The sequence below is a fragment of the Marinobacter sp. es.042 genome (assembly GCF_900188315.1).
Classification (GTDB): Bacteria; Pseudomonadota; Gammaproteobacteria; order Pseudomonadales; family Oleiphilaceae; genus Marinobacter.
In genome coordinates, this window is record NZ_LT897781.1 from 3,760,259 (window position 1) to 3,781,268 (window position 21,010).

The 21,010-nt window shown below is 59.5% G+C and carries 19 protein-coding genes and 1 riboswitch; of the genes, 5 read left to right on the top strand and 14 right to left on the bottom strand.

Translation table 11 applies throughout. The annotated features are described in order from the left end of the window. Nucleotides 1–21: 21 nt before the first annotated feature. From ubiB to ubiE, 3 genes are read right to left on the bottom strand one after another with little or no spacing between them, the layout of a single operon-like run. Complete coding sequence (ubiB, locus tag CFB02_RS17250) at nucleotides 22–1,665, bottom strand: ubiquinone biosynthesis regulatory protein kinase UbiB (RefSeq protein ID WP_088558992.1); 1,644 nt, start codon at nucleotides 1,663–1,665, stop codon at nucleotides 22–24. Next, nucleotides 1,662–2,303, bottom strand: a complete 642-nt coding sequence (locus CFB02_RS17255) for an SCP2 domain-containing protein (RefSeq protein ID WP_088558993.1) — start codon at nucleotides 2,301–2,303, stop codon at nucleotides 1,662–1,664. The genes ubiB and CFB02_RS17255 overlap by 4 nt, the downstream gene beginning before the upstream one ends. Beyond that, nucleotides 2,303–3,094, bottom strand: coding sequence for a bifunctional demethylmenaquinone methyltransferase/2-methoxy-6-polyprenyl-1,4-benzoquinol methylase UbiE (ubiE, locus tag CFB02_RS17260; RefSeq protein WP_088558994.1), 792 nt, complete (start codon nucleotides 3,092–3,094; stop codon nucleotides 2,303–2,305). Before ubiE ends, CFB02_RS17255 begins: the two co-directional genes overlap by 1 nt. A 125-nt stretch (nucleotides 3,095–3,219) precedes the next feature. On the opposite strand from ubiE, the gene CFB02_RS17265 reads away from it, so the two are divergent. Further along, nucleotides 3,220–3,498, top strand: a complete 279-nt coding sequence (locus CFB02_RS17265) for a polyhydroxyalkanoic acid system family protein (protein WP_014578400.1) — start codon at nucleotides 3,220–3,222, stop codon at nucleotides 3,496–3,498. Nucleotides 3,499–3,518: 20 nt separating this feature from the next. Here CFB02_RS17265 and CFB02_RS17270 read toward each other — a convergent pair whose 3' ends face one another. Together CFB02_RS17270 and CFB02_RS17275 are read right to left on the bottom strand one after the other, a co-directional pair. Next, nucleotides 3,519–4,268, bottom strand: a complete 750-nt coding sequence (locus tag CFB02_RS17270; RefSeq protein WP_088558995.1) for an FFLEELY motif protein — start codon at nucleotides 4,266–4,268, stop codon at nucleotides 3,519–3,521. 83 nt (nucleotides 4,269–4,351) lie between these two features. Further along, a complete protein-coding gene (locus tag CFB02_RS17275; protein WP_014578398.1) occupies nucleotides 4,352–5,275 on the bottom strand; it encodes an alpha/beta hydrolase in 924 nt (307 codons plus the stop codon). A 361-nt stretch (nucleotides 5,276–5,636) separates the two neighbouring features. Between CFB02_RS17275 and CFB02_RS17280 the strand changes: the two genes are divergently transcribed. Beyond that, nucleotides 5,637–7,043, top strand: a complete 1,407-nt coding sequence (locus CFB02_RS17280) for a WS/DGAT domain-containing protein (RefSeq protein WP_088558996.1) — start codon at nucleotides 5,637–5,639, stop codon at nucleotides 7,041–7,043. Nucleotides 7,044–7,081: 38 nt separating this feature from the next. Here the strand turns inward: CFB02_RS17280 and CFB02_RS17285 are convergent, their stop codons facing one another. The 3 genes from CFB02_RS17285 to CFB02_RS17300 all read right to left on the bottom strand — a co-directional run bounded on the left by CFB02_RS17285 (nucleotide 7,082) and on the right by CFB02_RS17300 (nucleotide 10,073). Continuing rightward, nucleotides 7,082–7,867 carry an ABC transporter ATP-binding protein gene (locus CFB02_RS17285; RefSeq protein WP_088558997.1) on the bottom strand — a complete coding sequence of 262 codons (786 nt, stop codon included), beginning with the start codon at nucleotides 7,865–7,867 and terminating at the stop codon, nucleotides 7,082–7,084. Then, nucleotides 7,867–8,682 carry an ABC transporter permease gene (locus CFB02_RS17290; protein ID WP_008171002.1) on the bottom strand — a complete coding sequence of 272 codons (816 nt, stop codon included), beginning with the start codon at nucleotides 8,680–8,682 and terminating at the stop codon, nucleotides 7,867–7,869. The genes CFB02_RS17285 and CFB02_RS17290 overlap by 1 nt, the downstream gene beginning before the upstream one ends. A gap of 66 nt (nucleotides 8,683–8,748) precedes the next feature. Then, nucleotides 8,749–8,857, bottom strand: a riboswitch (guanidine-I (ykkC/yxkD leader). Between the two features lie 184 nt (nucleotides 8,858–9,041). Further along, nucleotides 9,042–10,073, bottom strand: a complete 1,032-nt coding sequence (locus CFB02_RS17300; RefSeq protein ID WP_088558998.1) for an alpha/beta fold hydrolase — start codon at nucleotides 10,071–10,073, stop codon at nucleotides 9,042–9,044. A gap of 154 nt (nucleotides 10,074–10,227) precedes the next feature. Between CFB02_RS17300 and glnT the strand changes: the two genes are divergently transcribed. After that, on the top strand, nucleotides 10,228–11,586 hold the full coding sequence (gene glnT, locus CFB02_RS17305; RefSeq protein ID WP_088558999.1) for a type III glutamate--ammonia ligase: 1,359 nt from the start codon (nucleotides 10,228–10,230) through the stop codon (nucleotides 11,584–11,586). Between the two features lie 15 nt (nucleotides 11,587–11,601). Here glnT and CFB02_RS17310 read toward each other — a convergent pair whose 3' ends face one another. Both CFB02_RS17310 and CFB02_RS17315 read right to left on the bottom strand, forming a co-directional pair. After that, on the bottom strand, nucleotides 11,602–12,198 hold the full coding sequence (locus CFB02_RS17310) for an HD domain-containing protein (RefSeq protein ID WP_088559000.1): 597 nt from the start codon (nucleotides 12,196–12,198) through the stop codon (nucleotides 11,602–11,604). A gap of 18 nt (nucleotides 12,199–12,216) precedes the next feature. Next, nucleotides 12,217–12,987, bottom strand: a complete 771-nt coding sequence (locus CFB02_RS17315) for a class II aldolase/adducin family protein (protein WP_088559001.1) — start codon at nucleotides 12,985–12,987, stop codon at nucleotides 12,217–12,219. A 131-nt stretch (nucleotides 12,988–13,118) separates the two neighbouring features. Between CFB02_RS17315 and CFB02_RS17320 the strand changes: the two genes are divergently transcribed. Both CFB02_RS17320 and CFB02_RS17325 read left to right on the top strand, forming a co-directional pair. Continuing rightward, a complete protein-coding gene (locus CFB02_RS17320) occupies nucleotides 13,119–13,817 on the top strand; it encodes a Crp/Fnr family transcriptional regulator (protein ID WP_088559002.1) in 699 nt (232 codons plus the stop codon). A gap of 94 nt (nucleotides 13,818–13,911) precedes the next feature. After that, complete coding sequence (locus CFB02_RS17325; RefSeq protein ID WP_088559003.1) at nucleotides 13,912–14,802, top strand: bifunctional transcriptional activator/DNA repair enzyme AdaA; 891 nt, start codon at nucleotides 13,912–13,914, stop codon at nucleotides 14,800–14,802. Here CFB02_RS17325 and CFB02_RS17330 read toward each other — a convergent pair. The 4 genes from CFB02_RS17330 to CFB02_RS17345 all read right to left on the bottom strand — a co-directional run bounded on the left by CFB02_RS17330 (nucleotide 14,785) and on the right by CFB02_RS17345 (nucleotide 21,010). Beyond that, the gene (locus tag CFB02_RS17330) at nucleotides 14,785–15,396 is read right to left on the bottom strand and encodes a TetR family transcriptional regulator (protein WP_088559004.1); all 612 of its coding nucleotides are present in this window, start codon (nucleotides 15,394–15,396) and stop codon (nucleotides 14,785–14,787) included. The two genes, CFB02_RS17325 and CFB02_RS17330, sit on opposite strands and share 18 nt — an antisense overlap. A gap of 220 nt (nucleotides 15,397–15,616) precedes the next feature. Next, on the bottom strand, nucleotides 15,617–16,684 hold the full coding sequence (locus tag CFB02_RS17335) for a putative urea ABC transporter substrate-binding protein (RefSeq protein WP_088559005.1): 1,068 nt from the start codon (nucleotides 16,682–16,684) through the stop codon (nucleotides 15,617–15,619). 70 nt (nucleotides 16,685–16,754) lie between these two features. Then, nucleotides 16,755–20,381 (bottom strand): urea carboxylase, encoded by a 3,627-nt coding sequence (uca, locus tag CFB02_RS17340; RefSeq protein WP_088559006.1) that lies wholly within the window; start codon nucleotides 20,379–20,381, stop codon nucleotides 16,755–16,757. Next, complete coding sequence (locus CFB02_RS17345) at nucleotides 20,372–21,010, bottom strand: urea amidolyase associated protein UAAP2 (protein ID WP_088559007.1); 639 nt, start codon at nucleotides 21,008–21,010, stop codon at nucleotides 20,372–20,374. The genes uca and CFB02_RS17345 overlap by 10 nt, the downstream gene beginning before the upstream one ends.

The following is a 21,010-nucleotide window of genomic DNA, read 5'->3' on the forward strand; positions in this document are numbered from 1 at the left end:
GAATCCTGAAATCTTTATCGGTTATCGGCTGCCCCGGAGCATCAGTCCGCCGGCAATGGCAAACAGTGCCCAGCTCCAGGTAGGTACGCTTTCAATCCACTGCTGGCCCTCATGCTGGGTGCCTAAAACGCCCCCGATAATCAGCAGTACCGCGAGTGTACCCCGTCGCCAGCGCCGCTCGGTGCGGATCTGCTGTTCGCGGAGCAACTCCAGTGTCGCCCGGTTCTGGGGCTCGGTGGGCCCCGCCTGCCGTAGTTGCAAGAGTGCATCGTGCACCAGCTGGGGCATTTCCGGCGACTGTTCCAGCCAGGAGGGAAGGTGCGACTGCAGCGACTTGATCAGCCCGGATGGGCCAATGCGTTTGCGCATCCAGGTCTCAAGGAAGGGTTGCGCTGTGCTCCAAAGATCCAGATCCGGATACAGCTGGCGACCCAGGCCTTCCACGTTCAGGAGGGTTTTCTGCAGCAGGACAAGCTGGGGCTGCACTTCCATGTTGAATCGACGTGCCGTCTGGAACAGGCGCAACAGGAAATGGCCGAAAGAGATGTCCTTCAAGGGTTTCTCGAAAATGGGCTCGCAAACAGTACGGATGGCCGCCTCAAACTGGTTTACCGGCGTATCGGGTGGTACCCAGCCGGACTGGATGTGCAGCTGTGCAACCTGCCGGTAATCGCGGCGGAAAAAGGCGAGCAGGTTGCGGGCAAGGTAGCTCTGGTCGTCCGGTGCCAGGGTGCCGACAATTCCGAAATCGATCGCGATATACCGGGGATCCGCCGGGTTCGAGGTGTCCACGAAGATGTTGCCCGGATGCATGTCGGCGTGGAAGAAGCTGTCCCGGAATACCTGCGTAAAGAAAATCTCCACGCCTTTCTCGGCCAGTACCTTCATGTCGACACCTGCGGCTTTCAGAGCGGCGGTATCGGCAATGGGGATGCCGTGAATCCGCTCCATCACCAGCACGGATTTGCGGGTGTAGTCCCAGTCGATAAAGGGAATGTAGATCAGCGAGGAGTTTTCGAAATTCCGGCGCAGCTGGCTGGCGTTGGCGGCTTCGCGCTGAAGGTCCAGCTCATCGTGAATGGTGGAATCGTAGTCGGCTACCACTTCCACCGGGTGCAGGCGCTTGCCTTCGGACCAGTATTTTTCCAGCAGGCCAGCCATCAGATACATCAGTGCCAGATCCTGACGGATTACCTTCTCGATGCCCGGTCGGAGAACTTTCACGACTACCTTCTGGCCGTTGCGCAGGGTGGCTGCATGCACCTGGGCAACCGATGCCGAGGCAAGCGGGTCCGGACTGAATTCGGCAAACAGGTCTGAAACCGGGGCACCGAGGGAGGTTTCGATAATGCTCCGGGCTTCATTGCTCGGGAACGGCGGTACCCGGTCCTGGAGGTTCTTCAGGGATTCCGCCATGTCGTCCGGCAAAAGATCCCTTCGGGTAGAGAGGATCTGGCCGAACTTTACGAACACGGGGCCCAGTTCCTCCAGCGCCAGCCGCAGGCGGTCGCCACGATCGAGTTTCGGTTGCGGGAACAGGTGCCAGGGCGCCAGCAGGAAAAACACCTTCAGGGGCGCGGGCAGTTCTGCGATTGGCAGGAACGTGTCCAGCCGATAGCGGCAAAATACCCAGGCAATTCGGAACAGGCGTTGCAGGCGGGTCACAGGTTCTCCGATTCGTCAGTCTTGCCGCGGTTTTCAATCAGATTAAGCCGCGCTTCCAGTCTTTCCGTGCGCAGATTCAGCTCGTCGATATCCTCGAACGTAGCTTCCAGCTCCCGTCGACCGGGCAGTGCGCGACTTTCTTCGTGCACATACTCCTCGATGTTGGCATTCAGGGACTGAAAGGCCTGTCGACTCCATCGGATAGAGCCGCGAACCCTTTGGCCCAGAAAGTGCGCGGGCACATCGCCAATGTGCCGGGCCATGGCGGCTTCCCAATCCGGTTCAAGCTGGTTCAGGGCTCGTTGTAGCTGATGGGCCAGCGCTGTGTCGCCGGTCACGTCAAGACGGCCGTCGGCAAAGACCCGGTCATCGCCGGTGGCCAGCGCTGCAAAGGCGATGGGTTTGCCGGTGATCTCGAGCGCTGGCTGTTCGACCGGCTGGCTGCCGACGCGGACGCGGTTTCCGGCCCGGTCCAGGGTGTAGGTCAGGGCAATCGGGTCGGTGATATTGAACTGAACCGGGCCCGCCAACGCTTCCATCAAGGCGCTATGCCCCGCCGGATCCAGTTCCAGTGCCCGGTTCAGGGCGCTTTCCAGGATAGCGGAGACAGCGGAAAGGAGGGTGGGGCCGGGAAACATCAGGGCTTGATTCCCACGTGCAGGGCGACGATACCGCCGGTCATGTTGTAGTACTTGCAGTTCACCAGGCCGGCGTTCTCCATCATGCCCTTGAGGGTGTCCTGGTCGGGATGCATGCGGATGGATTCGGCCAGGTACTTGTAGCTTTCACTGTCGCCGGCGATGAGCTGGCCCATCAGGGGCAGGGCGGAAAACGAGTAGGTGTCGTAGGCCTTGCTCAGCAATGGATTGGTCGGCTTGGAGAATTCCAGGATCATCAGCTTGCCGCCGGGCTTGAGAACCCGGGTCATGTCGCGCAGGGCCTGGTCTTTATCGGTGACATTGCGCAGACCGAAGGCGATGGATACCGCATTGAAGTTGTTGTCCGGAAACGGCAGATGCTCGGCATCCGCCTGTACGTATTCAATGTTGCCCGCATAGCCGCGATCGGTCAGCCGGCTGCGGCCCACCTGCAGCATGGAGGCATTGATGTCGGCCAGCACCACTTTTCCGGACGGACCCACAAGGTCTGAAAACTTCATGGTGAGATCGCCAGTGCCGCCGGCAATGTCCAGCACCTGGTGGCCGGGACGCACGCCCGAAAGCTCAATGGTGAAACGTTTCCAGAGCCGGTGAATTCCCATGGACATCAGGTCATTCATGAGGTCGTACTTGCCCGCCACACTGTGGAACACCTCGGCCACCTGGCTCGCTTTCTGGCTCTTGGGCACATTGCGGAAACCGAAATGGGTTACGTCGTCCTGGCCGTTGCTGTTTGCGGCCTGGTTGGTTGGCGTTTGCTGCTCGCTCATGGGGCATGTCCTGTCAGAATCTGAACCCCGTATTCTAACCGCTGACGGGGTTGCTACAAGGGTGGCGGTGAGTTAAATAGCGCCCTAAACTGTAAATCTATCCAAATCCGAGAGAAAACCGCTTCATGTCTGTAATTGATGTACATCGCCCGCACACCCTGGATCAAGAACACGCAAGGCAGGCCGCAGAATCCCTTGCCAAAGACCTGTCCAGTCAGTTTGACGTGCATTATGAGTGGGAAGGCGACCACCTGAAGTTCAAGCGCAGTGGCGTCAAGGGGCACCTGAACATCACGCCGACAGACCTGCACATTCACCTGGAGCTGGGCATGATGCTGCGGCCCTTCAAATCGCGGATCGAGCAGGAAATCCACTCCCAGCTGGACCAGATCATCAAGGCCTGAGCCAGCCAACTATCCCCGGCTCAGAGGTTTTCCGGCAGGCTGAACGGGTCCGGGTGATGGTCGAGAATGTTGCGCATCACCCGCTGTTCCCGGGAAACCAGCCGGTCGATCAGCAGCTCCACATCGTCCATCTTCCGGAAGGCGGAATAGCCCCGGTGCAGGAAGCTGTGCAGATCCGTCAGATCGGCCATCTCTGCCGGGCCCCGGGTCATCGATAGCAGCCATCCAAGGGTGCGGTTGCGGACATACCGATCAAGTTGCTGGCCAACGTCTGCCACCAGGGTAATCTGTTTCTTTCTCTGCGCCAGCCGTCGGCTCTCCCGGTAGGCGGCACAATAGGCGTCAGTGGTGATTGCCCGCGCAGACACACCCTGTTGATGGAACAGTTCGGCGAGCTCCAGGTCCAGCTGCTGGGTGATCAGGTTCAGTTCCACGAGGCCGGCGAAGGTGTCCAGCAGATTATCTGGCAACCACTTCACCATTTTGGGAAACACCCGATCAATATTGTCGTCCCGGCGGGTCATGCCGGCCGGGGCATAGAGGTCGGTCAGCAGAAATTCAAGGCCGCGGTGATATCCGGGATGGCGATAAAGATCCTCATGGGTCGACTTCAGCCGCTCCGCCTGCCAGTCGGCGACGGAGACGGCGTGTTCCATAAGCGGATGCTCGGCTTTCAGGCGCCGGAAATCATGGTAGTCCAGAAGCAGTTGCTGCAGCCGGCGAGCGCTTTCAGAGCGGGCTTCGGTAGCGACGAGGCGCTCACGGTACATGGGCGGTGGCTCCACTAAACCTGAGGAAAAGAGCGTAGTTTAGCGGAGCTGCAGTGGTCTTGCAGCAGGGTGTAAGCCGGGCGTCAGCCCTGCGCGGCTGTCGGGAGCGTTTCGAACCCCGGAACCCATTCCTTGCTGTCCAGCGTAATGAAGTGGCTCGGTGCCTCGGTTTCCACGATGCGCATGGTGGTCGGGCTCTGGCGGGCGCTGGCCAGCATGGATGAGCGATCGAGAATGCGATCTACGGCAGGGATCAGGAAGGTGCCGTGGCGCACATGACCGTAGACACTGCTGTCCGTCCGCGCCATCCAGTCCATGATGTTCTCGATGTTACGAACAATTGTCAGGTGATCCTTGGTGGCTGAGAACAGCTTGCTCAACAGCTGCTTCTTGCGCGGGTTCATCTTGCCGAAAAAGGTCTGGCCATAGGCTGACGACGGAGCGCTGTTGATCAGCCGGATCAGCCAGGGCCACATGCCGTGACTGACCGGTTCCAGAATGGTGGTTACCAGAGCTGAGAGCTTGCCGTTGGGGAGTACCGGTGCCTCCAGAACCACTTCCACGTCATCATAGAGCTCGGGCCATTGCTTGATGGCCTCGAGAATTACCGCTCCGCCACGGGAATGTCCATGAACCCGGATGTTCTGAGTAGTCGGCAGGCTGGAGAGCGCCTGGTTAAGAATGCAGGCGTCGTACTCGATCGTGCCTTCCAGCTGCTTGATCGGCACTTCCCATTCCGGCGTCTCCGGCGTAACGCCGTTTACCGGGATGTGGTAGTTACTGCAGGTGAGCAGGATAAGTTCAGTGGTCGGCGCTTCATAGGCCTGGGTGAAGTAGCAGTGATTTTCCAGAAAACCGTGCACGCCAATTACGGTCTGCTCCGCTTTGCCGCTGTGGTTGCGAACGGAAACAGCGCCCTTGCCGACGCGATACACATGCCCGGAAAACATTTCCGAGTAGGCGCTTTCAATCGGTTTGATCAGCTTGCGAACATGGCTCGCTTTCATAACTGTTCTCCCACCCAGCACGGCAATGGCCTGTTGTTGGAATTTGGTTGTGCTGGTAAGCCTTTTGTACCCCGATCATCTCGTTATGTTACTGGCTCTGAGTACGGATTTTTTGATGTCTCAGGGCCAATCGATCACGGATCGGCAGCGTTTAATAACCATTGCACCAAGGCTTATAACCAGTATAGGGCTGAACATTTACTCACGTGTAATTTTTTGTAACAGCGTGCGCTGGTGCCGCATATGGAGACGGCGCGGCTTGTCTGGCACAATGCGGAGTTCGGTTTTTACTTAGGGCGCCTCCTGCTTGGCATTGGATCCAGGGCCCCTTTCTTCATTACTTCTCCAGGGACGTTCGGGTTTGAGTCACGAGCAATCGCATCTCCTGCTACCTGCTGATTCGGCCTGGCTGGCCCTGGAGCGCCCGGAAAACCCCATGACCATCACCGTGATGCTGCGGGTTGATGGGCTCACTGCGCCCCGTTTCAGGGAGTTTCTTCGGGTGTACTGGATGGCCTGGGAGCGTTTCCGGTACATGCCCGTCAAACGCTCACCTGCCTGGTGGTGGGAGCAGGATCCGACGTTTGATGTTAGCCACCACCTTGATGTGGTTGTGGATCGTTTCACGCCCGACAGCCTTCAGGAATGGGTGTCCGCGCGTCTGAACCAGCCTCTGCCCATGTATCGCCCGCGCTGGAAATTCTGGCTTGCGCCCAATGCCGAGGGTGGGGCGGTGCTGCTGCTGCGCATTCACCACTGTTACGCCGATGGCCTGTCTCTGCTGGGCATCTTTGACCGACTGTGCCCATCCTCTCCCCAGCAGCATCCCGCCATTTACGGCGCCCCCGAAATCGCGGAGCTGTCACGCTGGACGGCTGCGGCAAAGGCCTGGTTCGGGCAACTGATGGCATCCGAAGAGCCTTCTGAAGAATCCCACGGTGCTGGCAATGCAGACCGGTCCGCCGGTAATCAATGGCAGGACGCGGGTCGCTTGCTGGAGCGGGTCGCCCAGAAGAGCCTGAAGCTGGTCAATGAATTTTCGGAGTTCCTGGTGGAGCCGGAAGACACGGCGACGGATCTCAGGCAGCCGCTGCTGGGGAGGCGACATTGTCGCTGGTCCGAGCCGGTGCCCCTCGACCGCTTCAGAAGCATTGCCCGAGCAACCAATGTAACCATCAACGATGTGTTGCTGAGCTGTGTGGCGGCGGCTGTGCGCACCCGCCTGGGCATTGAAGGCGAGGACCTCGATGAAGCCGTGCTGCATGCCGCCGTACCGGTGGATATTCGCAGTCGCCTGCCCGAGGAGCTCAAGCCGGCACCCGGCGCGCTGGGCAACTATTTTGGCACCGTGTTTGTACCTTTGCCGGTGGATGGTGAAAGTCCCCTCGAGCGACTTTTCCGCATCAAGCACGAAACCCGCCGTCTTAAGAAAAGCTGGCAGCCCGGCATTGCCTGGGGTCTCGCGGCCAGCGCCACGATTGTTCCAGAGCCTTGGCGGGAGCCGTTGGCCGAGGTGTTCTACCGCAAGGCCAGTGCCGTGGTGTCCAACGTGCCCGGCACTCCGGAGGCCCGGTATATTGCCGGCTGCCGGATAACCGAACAGATGTTCTGGGTGCCCCAGGCCGGGGATATCGGTTTGGGCATCAGCATTGTCAGCTACGCCGACCAGGTGCAGTTTGGCGTCGTTGCCGATGAGGCGGTGATGGCCGACCCCGAAGACTTCCTCAACGACTGCCTGCAGGAACTGGCTCAGTTTCCGGGCGATTAAGGCGGGTATTCGATCTTAAAGTTTTGTGCCTCTAAAGGTCAGGCAGCCTGATTCCGGGCTGTCTCGCTGACCGACTGGTGAATGTCTTCGAACAGTTTTCGATCTGTCTGCCCGATCGGCAAGTCGTAGGTGATGGTGGCACCAAATGCCTGTGGGTCATGGGGATCGTTGCGCACCTTGTCGAACACCAGCAGTCGGGTGCCCAGGTAAAACCCTTCCTTCAGATCGTGGGTCACCATGAAGATGGTGGTGCCGGTCTCCTGCCAGAGTTTCAGCAGAAGATCGTGCATGTCACCGCGAATACCCGGGTCCAATGCGCCGAAAGGCTCATCCAGCAGCAGAACCCGTGGCCGCATGATCAGCGACTGGGCTATCGCGAGTCGCTGCTGCATGCCGCCAGAGAGTTCGTGAGGCCATTTGTTGGCCGATGGGCTCAGGCCCACTGACTCCAGCATGGCATCCACTTTCTCCAGGGCTTCCTTGCGGGCAGCGCCGAACAGCTTGCCCAGCCAGGGTTTCTGTTCCAGTTCCAGACCCATCAGCACGTTCTGGCGCACCGTTAGATGCGGGAATACCGAGTAGCGCTGGAATACGATGCCCCGGTTTCGGTCCGGCTCGCCGGGGAAGGCCTCGCCCTCCAGGAGCAGTTCGCCGCGGGTCTGGGTTTCCTGGCCTAAAAGCATTTTCAGGAACGTGGACTTGCCACACCCGGAGGCGCCCACGAGGGTGCAGAATTCGCCCTGTTTCACGCTCAGGTTCAGGTTCTCCAGGATCACCTGTTCGCCGTATTCCTTCCAGAGATTGTTGACAGTAATGAAGCTCATCAGTGGCCTCCTGCGTTGTACCAGGGGAACAGCCTGCGGTTTGCCAGACGCAGGCACTGGTCGATAACAATGGCGAGAATGGTGATCCAGATGACATAGGGCAGTATCACGTCCATGGCCAGGTAGCGCCGCACCAGGAAGATCCGGTAGCCGAGCCCTTCGGTGGAAGCAATCGCCTCGGCAGCAATCAGGAACAGCCAGGCGGGGCCAAGGCTAAGGCGCACGGCGTCGATCAGGCGGGGCAGCACCTGGGGCAGGGCCATGCGGGTGATCACCTGCCAGGAATTGGCACCCAGGGTCTGGATCTTGATCAGTTGCTCGCCGGGAAGTTCGCGGACCCGCTGGGCCACATCCCGCATCATGATGGGCGCGGTGCCGATCACGATCAGCATGACTTTGGAAAGCTCGCCCAGCCCGAACACAATGAAGAGTATGGGTAGTATGGCCAGGGGCGGCACCATGGAGAGCGCGGAGACCAGAGGCGCCAGGTTGGCCCTGACCAGTGGCAACACCCCATTGAGAATACCCACCACCAGCGCCAGCGAGGCGGCGATACCGACGCCCATTCCAAGACGCGCCAGACTGGCGGTCGTGTCCTGCCACATCAGGTAGTCGCCGCTGCGACGGTCTTCCTGAAAAGCCATGCGATCCACGGCAGCGGTCATCTGCTCCAGACCTGGAAGGAGTTTGTCATTGGGGTTGTCTGCCAGGCGCTCCTGAGAGGCCAGGCTGTAGATGAGCATGATCAACAGAAAGGGCAGCAGGCCCAGCAGGGTAGCGGAAACACGCCCGGGGTGATGGTTGATCATTCGCATGAATCGTCTCCTCTGGTTACACAACACGGCAAGGTAATCGCGGGTAACAGCGTCCCTTGCGATTCAGTCTCCCGGGCTTTTGTCCCGCCGTGTAACCTCCCCAGAGGTCGGTAACTCTCGGACCAGCCATCCGGGAATCTTGACTGCCCGGACCGGAACCCTAGTCACCCATTTTGTCCGTCGCTCTGTCTGCGGTGTTGTGAACAGTGCTTTGAACGGATCGGGTTTTTGAAAACCGTCAGTCGGAAACAGTGCAGATGGCATGCCAGATCCGAAGAGCGGGCGAAAACGGGTCATCCCGGCAAAGGCATCGGCAAAAATATGCACCGGGTTGGTGCGGCATAGGTTCGGGTGCTCGATCATGACGACTTTCCCGCGAGCAAAGCCCGGGCGGCCGCAAGGATGCGATTGTGGCTTGCAGCCTCCCGGCCCGCACCACCGGCAACGTGGCCCCAGTCCGATTCCAGCGATTCCACGGTTGCGCCGGGCATCCGGCGGCCATCCTCACTGGCGTCCTCCCGGGTAAAATAGAGATCGGTGGTGCAGGGCATCATTCGGGTAGGCATGGCAACGGCAGAGAGCGCCGCTTCGTAATCCATGCCAAATACGGGGTTGTCGCTGATATCGCCGTTCTGCCAGGTGTTCAGTACGGTGAGCAGATCATTGGCGTCCTGGCCCAGATGATCCTGCTCCCAGAATCGAAGCAGCTCTTCAATGGAGCCAAAACCCTGTTCGCGCCAGAGCTCGTGACGGAAAAACGCCTGGGAATAAGCCCAGCCCGCATAAACCCGGCCGAAGGCCCGGAGTCCGCGTTCGGGTGGAGTCCGGTAGCGGCCATTCTCGAAGGCGTGGTCACAGGTCAGTGCCGCCTTTACGCCCTCAAGAAATACCCGGTTGTGGGGATAGCACCGCGCGGTGCAGCAGGTGGCCAGCACTGCGCGCACCTGCGTCGGAAACAAACAGCCCCACTGCAGCGCCTGTATCCCGCCCATGGACCAGCCCATCACCAGCGCGATCCGGGCGTCTCCGAAGATGTCCTCCACCAACCGCTTTTGTAGCATCACGTTGTCATACAGGGACACGGCAGGAAAGCCCGGGCCGCCCTGTGCTCCGGCGGTGTTCGAGGGTGAGGATGATTCGCCTGCGCCCAACAAAGCGGGAATAACGATGCAGTAACGCTCCGGATCGAGGGGGCTGTTGCCTCCAACCCACGGGTGATTACCCGCGGCTGCACCACCGTAGTACGTGGGCAGCATAATCAGGTTGTCTTTTGGTGCATTCAGCTCTCCGATGCGGTGGTACCGCAATCTCGCGGAGCGCAACGTTTCGCCGGAAGTCAGAGGCAGGTCACCTGCTTCGTAATCTTCTACAAGCCATTGCTTCGACGCCATTTTCCCCTCTCTTTCAGGCTGACTGTTTGCCTGAAGTCTCTCGCCTTCGCTCTTATATATACACGCTGGCATGTATGTTGAATGGCAAAAACAAAGAAAGAAACGTGCCAGAACCCAAACTGATTGCCCGCATGACGGGCCGGAGAAAAACAGGATGACGGAATTGACCAACACCCAGGCCCTGAAAGAGAAGCTCACAGAGGAAGGTGTGAAATACGCCATTGCCAGCTACGTGGACATCCACGGTGTGACCAAAGGCAAGTTCGTGCCCGTGGCTCACCTGGGGCAAATGATGGAAGGCTCGGAGCTTTACACAGGCGCCGCCCTGGATGGCGTGCCCCAGGATATCTCCGACGACGAGGTCGCCTCCATGCCGGATGCCGATGGGCTGGCCATCTGCCCCTGGAATCGCCAACTGGCCTGGTTCCCGGGCAACCTGTTCCTGAACGGCGCGCCTTTCGAAGCCTGTTCCCGGAATATTCTACGGCGTCAGCTGAGTGCGGCGGCGGATATGGGGTATCGCTTCAATCTCGGTATTGAAACCGAGTTCTTCCTGTTCCGGGATACCGAGGATGGCGGCTTTGCCCCGCTGAGTGATCGCGACAACCTGGGCAAGCCCTGTTACGACCCCCGCACGCTCATGGACAACCTGCCCATCATGGATGAGCTGGTAGACGCCATGAACGAGCTGGGCTGGGATGTGTACTCGTTTGATCACGAAGACGCCAACGGCCAGTTTGAAACCGACTTCAAATATGCCGACGCCCTGACCATGTCCGACCGCCTGGTGTTCTTCCGGATGATGGCCAACGAGATTGCCCGCAAACATGGCGCTTTCGCCAGTTTCATGCCCAAGCCCTTTGCCGACCGCACCGGCAGTGGCGCCCACTACAATATGTCGCTGGCGGATCTGAAAACCGGCGAAAACCTGTTCGAGCCCAAGGGCGACGATCTGCACAACTGCGGCATCAGCAAGATCGCCTATCACTTCACCGCAGGTGTGCTGAAACACGGCGCGGCCATCAGTGCCGTGATTGCGCCGACAGTGAACAGCTACAAACGGCTCGTTCGCCAGGGCAGCATGTCGGGTTCCACCTGGGCACCGGTGTTCATGTGTTATGGCTCCAACAACCGCACCAATATGATCCGGATCCCCGGCATGGGCGGGCGCATCGAATGCCGTGCCGCGGACATTGCCTGCAATCCCTATCTTGGCAGCGCGCTGATTCTCGCTGCAGGGTTGGAAGGCATCCGTGAAGGTCTGGACGCGGGCGCACCCCACCACGAGAACATGTACAACTACAGCGATGCTGAAATCGCCGAGCAGGGCATCGAGTATCTGCCGAGGAACCTCGGCGAGGCGGTGGAGGCCTTTGAGGCCGATCCGCTGGCGAAAGAAGTCTTCGGTGAAGCCATGTTCAACAGCTTCATCGACTTCAAGAAAGGCGAGTGGGAGAGCTATCAGAACCACGTCTCTTCCTGGGAATTGGATCGTTACCTGAAGATGTTCTGATAGCCCGTCCGGGGCTTATTCCGTGGCGGTTTCGGCGCCCTTGTAAAGCGACTTTACCGGCTGGGCAAAGACCTTGCGCACCATGGGTTCGAAGAACTCGAGGGGCAGGGTCTCGCCCTCGGGATCAAAGGCCGGGGAATCGTATTTGCTGACAAATTCGATGGTGCGCTCGAAGTGGGGGTGATCCCGATATTCGTTACGCATGTCCCGGTCCATGCCCAGGTAATGGAAGAAGTAGTAGCCCTGGAAGATGGCGTGATGCTTTACCATCCAGTGATTGGCTTCACTGACAAAGGGCTCCAGCAATACGGCTGCCACATCGGCGTGGTTGTAGGTGCCCAGGGTGTCGCCGATGTCGTGTAGCAGCGCACAGACCACGTATTCGTCATCCTTGCCATCCCGGTAGGCCAGGGTAGCCGTCTGCAGGCAATGGGACAGCCGGTCGATCGGAAAACCGCCAAAATCGCCCTCCAGCAGTTTCAGGTGCTCCAGGATTCTGTCCGGAAGCCCTTTGGCAAACTGTCCGAATGACTTTGCGATGGTCTGCCAGTCCTCCGCCGTGCCGTCTTTCATATGGGTGAACTGCGCCTGGGGCGCATTGACGTCACTCATGCTGTATTTCCTCCGAAATTAATCTCTGAAACCGGGATCAATGCGATCCAGCTTGCGCAGCAGTCCCGGCCAGGCGAGGTTGCCGCCCATACCCTTGGTGACCTGCTTGGCCTGTTCTCGGATCGAACTGAGAATGCCGTCCGGAATCTGCACCAGCGGCTGGCCCCCGGACATGGCCTGGATCTGGACTTCGCAGGCACGCTGGAGGATGTACATGCCCAGGAAGGCTTCGGCTACGCTGGGCCCGGTGGTCAGCAGGCCGTGGTTGCGCAGGATCATGAAACGGGCGTGGCCCAGATCCGCCTGCAGGCGCGCTTTTTCGTCTTCCCTCAGAGCCACGCCTTCGTAGTCGTGGTAGGCAAGACCCGAGAGCGGGAACAGGCTCTGCTGGGACAACGGCAGCAATCCTTCCTTCTGCGCTGAGACAGCCACGCCGGCAGTGGTGTGGGTGTGCATGACGCAGGCGGCATCCTCACGAATCGCATGGATGGCACTGTGAATGGTGAACCCGGCCGGGTTGATGTCGAAATCGTCAGGATTGACCTTGTTTCCTTCCTGGTCGATGCGTACCAGGCTGGAGGCCGTGATTTCCTCGAACATCATGCCGTAAGGATTGATCAGGAAATGGTGCTCGTCACCGGGGATCCGCAGGGAAATATGCGTGAAGATCAGATCGTCCCAGCCGTAGAGGGCAATCAGGCGGTAGGCGGCGGCAAGATCAACGCGCAGCTGCCATTCTTCAGCACTCACCTGTTCTTTCTTGGACGGAATCGATAAGGGTTCAGACATTCGGGTGACCTCTGGGGTGTCCGGTTGTTGTTGGAATGGAACAGCTCCGAGTCTAGGCCTATTTATGGTCAACAAACTGTCAAATGGTTTACATTTGGGGGCGTTGTCTTGCCAGTTTTCGGAGATTGTTGATGGCGGTGCCAGACGTTGAAGCGGTGATGCGTTCCTGCCCTTTATTGGCGGGCTTCCCGGATACGGCGTTTCGGGAAGTAGCGGCCATGGCCAGAACGCGACGGTTTGGCGCCGATGATCCCATTTATGATCGGGGATCGATGCAGTCAACACTCTGCGTGATTGCCAGCGGAACCGTGCGGATCACCTCGGTAAATGCAGCGGGCCGCGAGGCGACGCTGATCATCTTTGATGCCGGCTCCTGGTTCGGGGATACGGTGTTCTCGCCGGGTATGCCCAGAGTTTATGGAGCGACGGCCCACGAGGAAGCTGTCATCGTTGAGTTGCCTGGCGAAGGTTTCCGGCAACTCATGGCAAGCTACCCTGAGAGCTATCCGATTGCTCTGGACCTTGTCAGCCGGCGACTCTGGTCAGCCATGTCGATTATTGAGGACGACGCCCTGCGAGGCGTGACCGCGCGGATTGGCCGGCGCTTGCTGTTCCTGGCGGAAATCCAGGGCGTGCGCACTTCATCGGTGGAACCGGTCGCTCTGAAACTCACTCGCGAGCAGCTGGCCAACATGATGGGCATGACCCGGCAAGGGGTGCATAGTCGTATCAAGGCCCTCGAAAGCCGGGGCTTGCTCGCCTTGGGCTACGGACAGATCACCCTTTGCAGTCCCCGGGCCTTGCAGGCGTATATTCAATCGCTTGATTAATCACGTGTGATCACCGCAAGAAACGGATGGCAGCGCCGGCAGCAAACGCGCATCCTTTCAACGAATGGTCGGATGCAGATAAAGGAGTCATCACATGGCCCGCAATGAACGCTCGGCGGTGGACCGCGAACCGGAATTGTCTGCCAGTGCGCCCGATAGAATGGTCGAGCTGGCGCGGTTTATTGAAAGCCGGCCGGATGAGCGTCTGACACTCGAAGACATGGCGGCGTTCATAGGGCTCTCGGCATCCCATGTCCAAAGGGCGTTCAAGAAAACCTTCGGAGTTTCGCCAAAGGCCTATCAGGATGCGTTGCGGCTGAAGACATTCAAACAGGCCCTCAAGCATGGTCAAACGGTGACCGACGCCATATACGATGCCGGCTTTGGGTCGGTCAGTCGCGTTTACGGAAAGGCGGACCGACAGGTCGGCATGTCGCCGTCCCGTTACGGCAAGGGTGGGGAAGGTGAAACCATTACCCATGCCTGCCGGCAAACGGCACTCGGCCTTTTGATGATGGCCGCCACCGATCAGGGCGTGTGTTTTGCCGAATTCGGGGATGACGAGGCGGCGCTTCAGGAACAATTGCAGAGAGAGTTTCCTAAGGCCCGACTGGTTCCTTCTGGCGCCACGGCATCGCCGGAACTGGATGCCTGGATTGCCGCTCTGGACAAACACCTCAGCCAGAACACGCCTCGCCCGGATGTACCTCTGGATATCCGCGGCACCGCGTTCCAGACACGGGTCTGGAAACTTCTGTTGAGTGTTCGTGAGGGCGAGGTCGTGAGCTACACGGAATTGGCAAAGCGACTGGGCGAGCCCAAAGCCGTGCGAGCTGTGGCCTCCGCTTGCGGAAGAAACCGCATCGCCGTGCTGATTCCCTGCCACCGTGTCTTGCGCAGTGACGGCTCCCTGGGCGGTTACCGCTGGGGGCTGGATCGAAAGCAGCAGTTGCTCGAACAGGAACGCTCAGCCTCGGCCCAGTAACACCCAGAACTGTCGCCGGAAAAACGCGGTCTCCTGTTTCAATGAAAACAGCTTAGGCGCAAACAGCCAGGTCTGGGTAATCCCCATCAGATAGGTGTAACTCAGAAGCCCCAGATCCTCAGGATCTTCCTGCGTACTGATCAGACCCCGTTCAGCGGCCTGGCCCACCAGATCCCTGAACATCGTAATAATCGACCTGGTCAACGCCCGCTCCCGCTTCAGCGTCCGGCTCATGGCATCGGTCAGTTCGGTCTTGTTCAGCAGAATCTCGAACGACTGACGATACTTCCGATCATTGGCCAGCAGGCCCAGCCAGCGCTTGATGAAATGGTCCATGGCCTCAATGGGTGTTTCCCGCATGCCTGAACACTCCGCGACCAGGGCTTCCAGCGGTTCCTGAGAGTAAGCCAGCACGGCCTCGTACAAATCGTCCTTGTTCTCGAAATGCCAGTAGATTGGTCCACGACTACAGCCGGCTTCTTTGGCAATACGGCTTAACGTTGTCAGCGAGTATCCGTCCCGGCTGAAGAGCTTCAGAGCAGCTTCCAGGACCGTTTGGCGTGTCTTTTCGGCATCTTCCTTGGTACGGCGCATAGGTCTTTTTCTCGACGCTTCACTGAGGGTATGGGGGTGTGGGCTGATGGCTTCTCCAAAACTGTGCGGAGCCATGGATGGCGAAGCCCAAGCGCCCCAGGGATGGGCCGAAGGAGCGTGTTTTGGAGAAGCCATCAGCCCACACCCATGCTCCGAAGCCCACAAAAAAAGGGCACGATTAATCGTGCCCGATCCTAGCAGAGTTTTAGAGGATAATTGCTCAGATCTCCCCGTCAGCCCCCATTTGCATGTAGCTGTCGTTGAACCGAAGCTTCACATTGCCTTCATCACCCATAATGGTACCGTCCGGGAACTCGATTCCCACGAAGTCCGGGCTCATGGCGCCCTGTCCCAGCAGGCCCTTCTCGAAGGAGAATTCACGCACGCTGTCCATCGCTTCGGAGGCCTCGTCGCTGTTGATGAAGTCCACCGACATCTGCGGCTCCCAGAACATCTTCATGCCTGCCAGCTGTGCTTCGTAGCCGGCCTGGTCCGTGCCGGAAAGCTCGCCCAGGTATGCCCGCGCCTCCGCACCCTCTGGAGTATCGGACTCAAGAATACTCATGGTCTCGTACCAGGCTCCGACCAATGCCTTGCCCAGCTTGGGGTTGTCGGCCAGGGTCTCGGTGTTTACCAGCGTCAGATCCTTGATGTGGCCCGGAATCTGGCTGGAATCAAAGAGTTTGGTAGCACCGGGATAGGCTTCCACTTCGCTCAGCAACGGGTTCCAGGTTGCCACATGACGTACATCGTCAGTCTGGAATGCAGAGACCAGATCAGCGTCAGAAATGTTGACCACGCTCAGGTCACGCTCTTCCAGACCAACACTGGTCAGGGCGCGGGCCAGGAGGTAGTGGGAGACGGACAACTCAACCAAATGAACGGTTTCGCCTTCCAGCTCTTCGATGCTGGACGCATCTTTTGAAACCAGGCCGTCGTTGCCGTTGGAGTAATCACCGACGATCAGCGCTGTGGTATCCACGCCAGAGGCTGCGGGAATCGATAGGCCATCCATGCTGGTAGCGGTCACGCCATCAAACTGGCCGGCGGTGTACTGGTTGATGGACTCGATGTAGTCGTTCACCTGCACGATATCCACCTCGATATCGTACTTGTCCGCCCACTTTTTCATGATTCCGTAGTCCTCGGCATACTGCCAGGGCACCCAGCCGGCATAGATGGTCCATGCGATGCTGAAGGAGTCCTTTTCCTGGGCCATTGCACCCATGGACAGGGAGGCCGTGAACAGACCGGCCGCCAGACGTTTGGTGATGTCGCGTGTATTCATGGTGTCTCTCCTCGGGCCTTGCCCGTGTTTGCAGGTTTGGTCTTTCTTCAGTTTTTTTGGGTTGCTGGCATTACTCGGTAATCTCTTCGACAATCACGACCGGCGTTCCGGGCGAGACCGCCTGTCCCGCTTCCCGACGCACGTCCACCACGCGTCCGGTTACCGGGCTCAGTAATTCGATTTCCATCTTCATGGATTCAATAACCGCCACCGGCCGCTGGGCATCGATGGTGTCGCCTGGCTTGACCAGGCACTCCCAGAGGTTACCGGCTACGTGGCTTTCTACCGCGTGCTGGCCCGCTGGCAGATTGGCGATGTCGTCTTCGCCGGTGTCCTCGATCGGTGCCTCGGAACTGAAGTTGATCTGGCCAGACTCGATCCAGCGCTGCAGTTCCTCGTCGAAGGCCTGTTTGCGCTTGTCAGTGAATGTCTGGATCTCATCGTCGTTGTCGGCCAGAAATTGCTCGTAGTCCTTCAGGTTGAAGCGGGTTTCCTCGACCTTTATCGGGTAGTCGCCGTTGGGGAAGTCCCGGCGGATCTGTTGCAGCTCTTCGGCACTGACCTCATAGAAGCGCACCTGATCGAAGAAGCGCAGCAGCCAGGGCTTGCCCGACTCAAACAGGTCTGTCGTACGGTAGCGGTTCCACATCTGCAGGGTGCGCCCAACAAACTGGTAGCCGCCGGGCCCCTCCATACCGTAGATGCACAGGTAGGCGCCTCCGATGCCAACGGAGTTTTCCGCCGTCCAGGTGCGGGCCGGGTTGTATTTGGTGGTCACCAGCCGGTGGCGGGGATCCAGCGGGGTCGCCACCGGTGCGCCGAGATAAACGTCGCCCAGGCCCATCACCAGGTAGCTCGCTTCAAAGAGCGTCTTTTTGACCTCGTCGATGCTGTCCAGCCCGTTGATGCGGCGAATGAACTCCAGGTTGCTGGGACACCAGGGCGCGTCCTTGCGCACCGACTGCATGTACTTGGCTATGGCGGTCTGGCAAGCCTCGTCGTCCCAGGATAGCGGCAGATGCACGATGCGTGCGGGCACATCCCATTCGGGCTGTTTTTCGAGTTCCTTTTCGGCGCTTATCAGCAGATCCAGCAGCGTGCGCTGATCCAGTTTCTGACTGTCGTAATGCACCTGGAGAGAACGGATGCCGGGGGTCAGCTCCAGAATGGCATCGTGATTCTGCTCGCGCAGCCACAGCATCAGTGCATGGGCGCGGAAGCGCAGGCGGATATCCAGCTCCATTGGGCCGTATTCCACCAACACGTAGTTGTCGCCGGCGGCCCGATAAACCACGCCGGTTTCGTGTTCATCGTCACTGAGTGCCGCCAGAACCGGGGAGGTTGGCGTGATCGGTTTGATATGGGCGGTCGCTGCGGTCAGGGTGGCGATGGACTCGTCGAGGGCTTCCCGCAGGGCCACGGCCTGGTCCTGACTTACCGGAACAAATTGGACCTTGTCACCGGCTTTCAGCTGGCCCAGTTTCCACAGGTCAGCGCTGATGACCGTCACCGGGCAGACAAAGCCGCCCAGGCTGGGGCCATCGGGACCGAGAATCACCGGCATATCGCCGGTGAAATCCACGGTGCCCACGGCGTAAGCGTTGTCGTGGATATTGGACGGGTGCATGCCGGCCTCGCCGCCATCGCTGCGGGCCCACTGGGGTTTCGGGCCAATCAGCCGTACGCCGGTGCGGCTGGAGTTGTAGTGGATCTCCCAGTCGCTGGCGAAGAAGGTGTTGATATCTTCGTCGGTAAAGTAGTCCGGCGCGCCGTGGGGCCCATAGGTGACGTGCAGTTTCCAGGTCTTGCCGATGGTTGGTTTAAGTTCGGCGGGCAGGGCGGTCAGGCCGGTTGGCTCGGACTCCGCCAGGGCCAGCACATCGCCGGCCCGCAGGGCACGGCCACAGTGGCCGCCGAACTGGCCGAGCGTAAAGGTGCTGCAGGAGGTCAGGTATTCGGGGCAGTCCAGCCCTCCGCGGAACAGTACATAGGCCCGCGCGCCGTCGGCGGTGGTGGCGCCCAGTTTCAGGGTGGCGCCGGCGGGTACGTCTATCACCTGCCAGAAGGCGACCGGTTCGTCGTCCAGCGTTGCGTTTAGTTGGGCGCCCGTCAGCGTAATCTGGGTAGCGCGGTTGAATGTCAGCACCGGCCCCTTGAGGGTGATTTCCAGGCCCGGAGCGCCTTCAGCATTCCCAAGCAGGCGATTACCAAGGCGGAAGGAATAGCTGTCAAACGGGCCTGACGGTGGCACGCCGATTTCCCAGTAGCCGATGCGGCCGGGATAATCCTGAATGGTAGTCAGGGTGCCCCCGCTGAGCACATCCACCGTCGCCGGCTGGTAATCGAATTCGTTGAGGGTTCGAGTAAACAGCCTGCCCTCGGCAAAGCGCGGGTCGTCCAGCACCTGGCGCACATACTTGAGGTTGGTCTCGATGCCATAGAGTTCGCTGTTTTCCAGGGCCCGCATCAGCCGCTGGCGGGCCGATTCGCGATCGGCCTCATGCACAATCACCTTGGCGAGCATGGGATCATAAAGCGGCGACACCTCTGTGCCCGGCTGAATCCAGGTATCGATTCGCAGGGCCTCGTCCTCGGGCCAGGCCACGTTGGTGAGCAGGCCGGCGCCGGGCTGGAAATCCTTGTTGGGGTCTTCCGCATAGATCCGGGCCTGGATGGCGTGGCCGGAAGGCGCGAGGTTGCTGCCCAGTTCTGCCAGGTCGGGCAGGGTGCCTGCGCCCAGTTCCACCATCCATCGGACCAGATCCACGCCATAAACCTGCTCGGTCACACCGTGCTCCACCTGTAAGCGGGTATTCACTTCCAGGAAGTAGAATTGGGTAGTGTCCGGGTCGTAGATAAATTCCACGGTGCCGGCACTGCGGTAAGCAATGCTCTCGCCCAGCTGTCGGGCGGTCGCGTGCATACGGGTTCGAACGTCGTTGGAAAGCCCGGGTGCCGGCGCCTCTTCAATCACCTTCTGGTTACGGCGCTGGGCGGAGCAGTCACGCTCGCCCAGTGCCAGCACCTGACCTTCGCCATTGCCAAACAGCTGCACTTCCACATGGCGGGCGTGTTCCACGAATTTTTCCAGGAACACGCCGCTGTTGCTGAAGTTGTTCTGGCTCAGGCGCTGGACCGACTCGAAGCTTTTGCTGAGATCATCCGGGCCATAGCAGCGGGACATGCCGATGCCGCCACCGCCGGCGGTGCTTTTCAGCATCACCGGGTAGCCGATGGTGTCTGCGGCTTTTAGCGCTTCCTCCAGATTGGTCAGCAAACCGGTGCCTGGTAGCAGTGGTACGCCGGCGCTTTCAGCCAGTGACCGTGCCGTATGCTTGAGACCGAATTGCTCCATCTGCTCGGGTGTCGGGCCCAGGAAGACCACGCCTTCGGCGTCACAGCGTCGGGCAAAATCGGCGTTTTCGCTCAGGAAGCCGTAGCCGGGGTGGATGGCGCCGGCACCGCTCTTGCGGATCACCTCGAACAGTTTGTCCTGATCCAGGTAAGTGGTCGCTGCCGGGCCCTCTCCCAGGGAATACGCCTCGTCCGCCTGGCGTACGTGAAGTGAATCGGAATCCGCTTCGGCGTAGACGGCAACCGAGGTCAGCCCCATGTCACGCAACGTGCGAATAACCCGGCAGGCGATGGCGCCGCGGTTGGCGATCAGGACCTTTGAGAATCTGCCGCTCAGCTCCATACCAGCACCTCGATCGGTGTCGGGTTCCAGCCGTTGCAGGGGTTATTCAGCTGCGGGCAGTTGGAGATCATCACCAGAACGTCCATCTTCGCTTCCAGCTCCACGTATTTGCCGGCATCGGAAATCCCGTCGGCGAAGGTGAGTCCGCCGTCGGCCGTGACCGGGACATTCATGAAGAAGTTGATGTTGTGGGTGATGTCCCGTTTGCTCATGCCCAGTTCTTCATGTTCGGTGACGGCCACCAGCCAGCTGTCCCGGCAGGCGTGCATGCACTTTTTCTCGAGGGCATAACGCGTGGCGTTGCTCTCCGCCGCGCAGGCGCCGCCCAGTGTGTCGTGACGGCCGCAGGTGTCGGCGGTGATTTCCAGCATCACGTTGTTTTCAGAAGACATCAGCTTCGAGCCAGCCGTCAGGTAGACATTGCCCTGCTCGCGGATGGTGTCGACGGCGCTGTAGCGTTCGGTCGGATTGTGGGCGTTGTAAAACAGGGTGTCGGCGGCCTGGTTGCCTTCCAGATCCAGGATCCGCACGGTCTCGCCGGCTTTCACCACTTTCAGAAAATACTCGCCTGCCGGTACGGTTTCACGGAAGGCGGCGTTTTCAGGCTTCAATACGCTTTGCTTGATCAT

Excerpts from the sequence above, each read along its gene's own strand:
- CFB02_RS17300 (WP_088558998.1), bottom strand. The coding sequence starts at position 10,073 with ATGGCGTCGAAGCAATGGCTTGTAGAAGATTACGAAGCAGGTGACCTG.
- CFB02_RS17335 (WP_088559005.1), bottom strand. The coding sequence starts at position 16,684 with ATGAATACACGCGACATCACCAAACGTCTGGCGGCCGGTCTGTTCACG.
- CFB02_RS17330 (WP_088559004.1), bottom strand. The coding sequence starts at position 15,396 with ATGCGCCGTACCAAGGAAGATGCCGAAAAGACACGCCAAACGGTCCTG.
- CFB02_RS17285 (WP_088558997.1), bottom strand. The coding sequence starts at position 7,867 with ATGAGCTTCATTACTGTCAACAATCTCTGGAAGGAATACGGCGAACAG.
- CFB02_RS17290 (WP_008171002.1), bottom strand. The coding sequence starts at position 8,682 with ATGCGAATGATCAACCATCACCCCGGGCGTGTTTCCGCTACCCTGCTG.
- CFB02_RS17275 (WP_014578398.1), bottom strand. The coding sequence starts at position 5,275 with ATGAAAGCGAGCCATGTTCGCAAGCTGATCAAACCGATTGAAAGCGCC.
- CFB02_RS17310 (WP_088559000.1), bottom strand. The coding sequence starts at position 12,198 with ATGAGTGACGTCAATGCGCCCCAGGCGCAGTTCACCCATATGAAAGAC.
- CFB02_RS17265 (WP_014578400.1), top strand. The coding sequence starts at position 3,220 with ATGTCTGTAATTGATGTACATCGCCCGCACACCCTGGATCAAGAACAC.
- CFB02_RS17255 (WP_088558993.1), bottom strand. The coding sequence starts at position 2,303 with ATGTTTCCCGGCCCCACCCTCCTTTCCGCTGTCTCCGCTATCCTGGAA.
- uca (WP_088559006.1), bottom strand. The coding sequence starts at position 20,381 with ATGGAGCTGAGCGGCAGATTCTCAAAGGTCCTGATCGCCAACCGCGGC.
- CFB02_RS17320 (WP_088559002.1), top strand. The coding sequence starts at position 13,119 with ATGGCGGTGCCAGACGTTGAAGCGGTGATGCGTTCCTGCCCTTTATTG.
- CFB02_RS17315 (WP_088559001.1), bottom strand. The coding sequence starts at position 12,987 with ATGTCTGAACCCTTATCGATTCCGTCCAAGAAAGAACAGGTGAGTGCT.
- ubiE (WP_088558994.1), bottom strand. The coding sequence starts at position 3,094 with ATGAGCGAGCAGCAAACGCCAACCAACCAGGCCGCAAACAGCAACGGC.
- CFB02_RS17325 (WP_088559003.1), top strand. The coding sequence starts at position 13,912 with ATGGCCCGCAATGAACGCTCGGCGGTGGACCGCGAACCGGAATTGTCT.
- CFB02_RS17270 (WP_088558995.1), bottom strand. The coding sequence starts at position 4,268 with ATGTACCGTGAGCGCCTCGTCGCTACCGAAGCCCGCTCTGAAAGCGCT.
- CFB02_RS17345 (WP_088559007.1), bottom strand. The coding sequence starts at position 21,010 with ATGATCAAGCAAAGCGTATTGAAGCCTGAAAACGCCGCCTTCCGTGAA.
- glnT (WP_088558999.1), top strand. The coding sequence starts at position 10,228 with ATGACGGAATTGACCAACACCCAGGCCCTGAAAGAGAAGCTCACAGAG.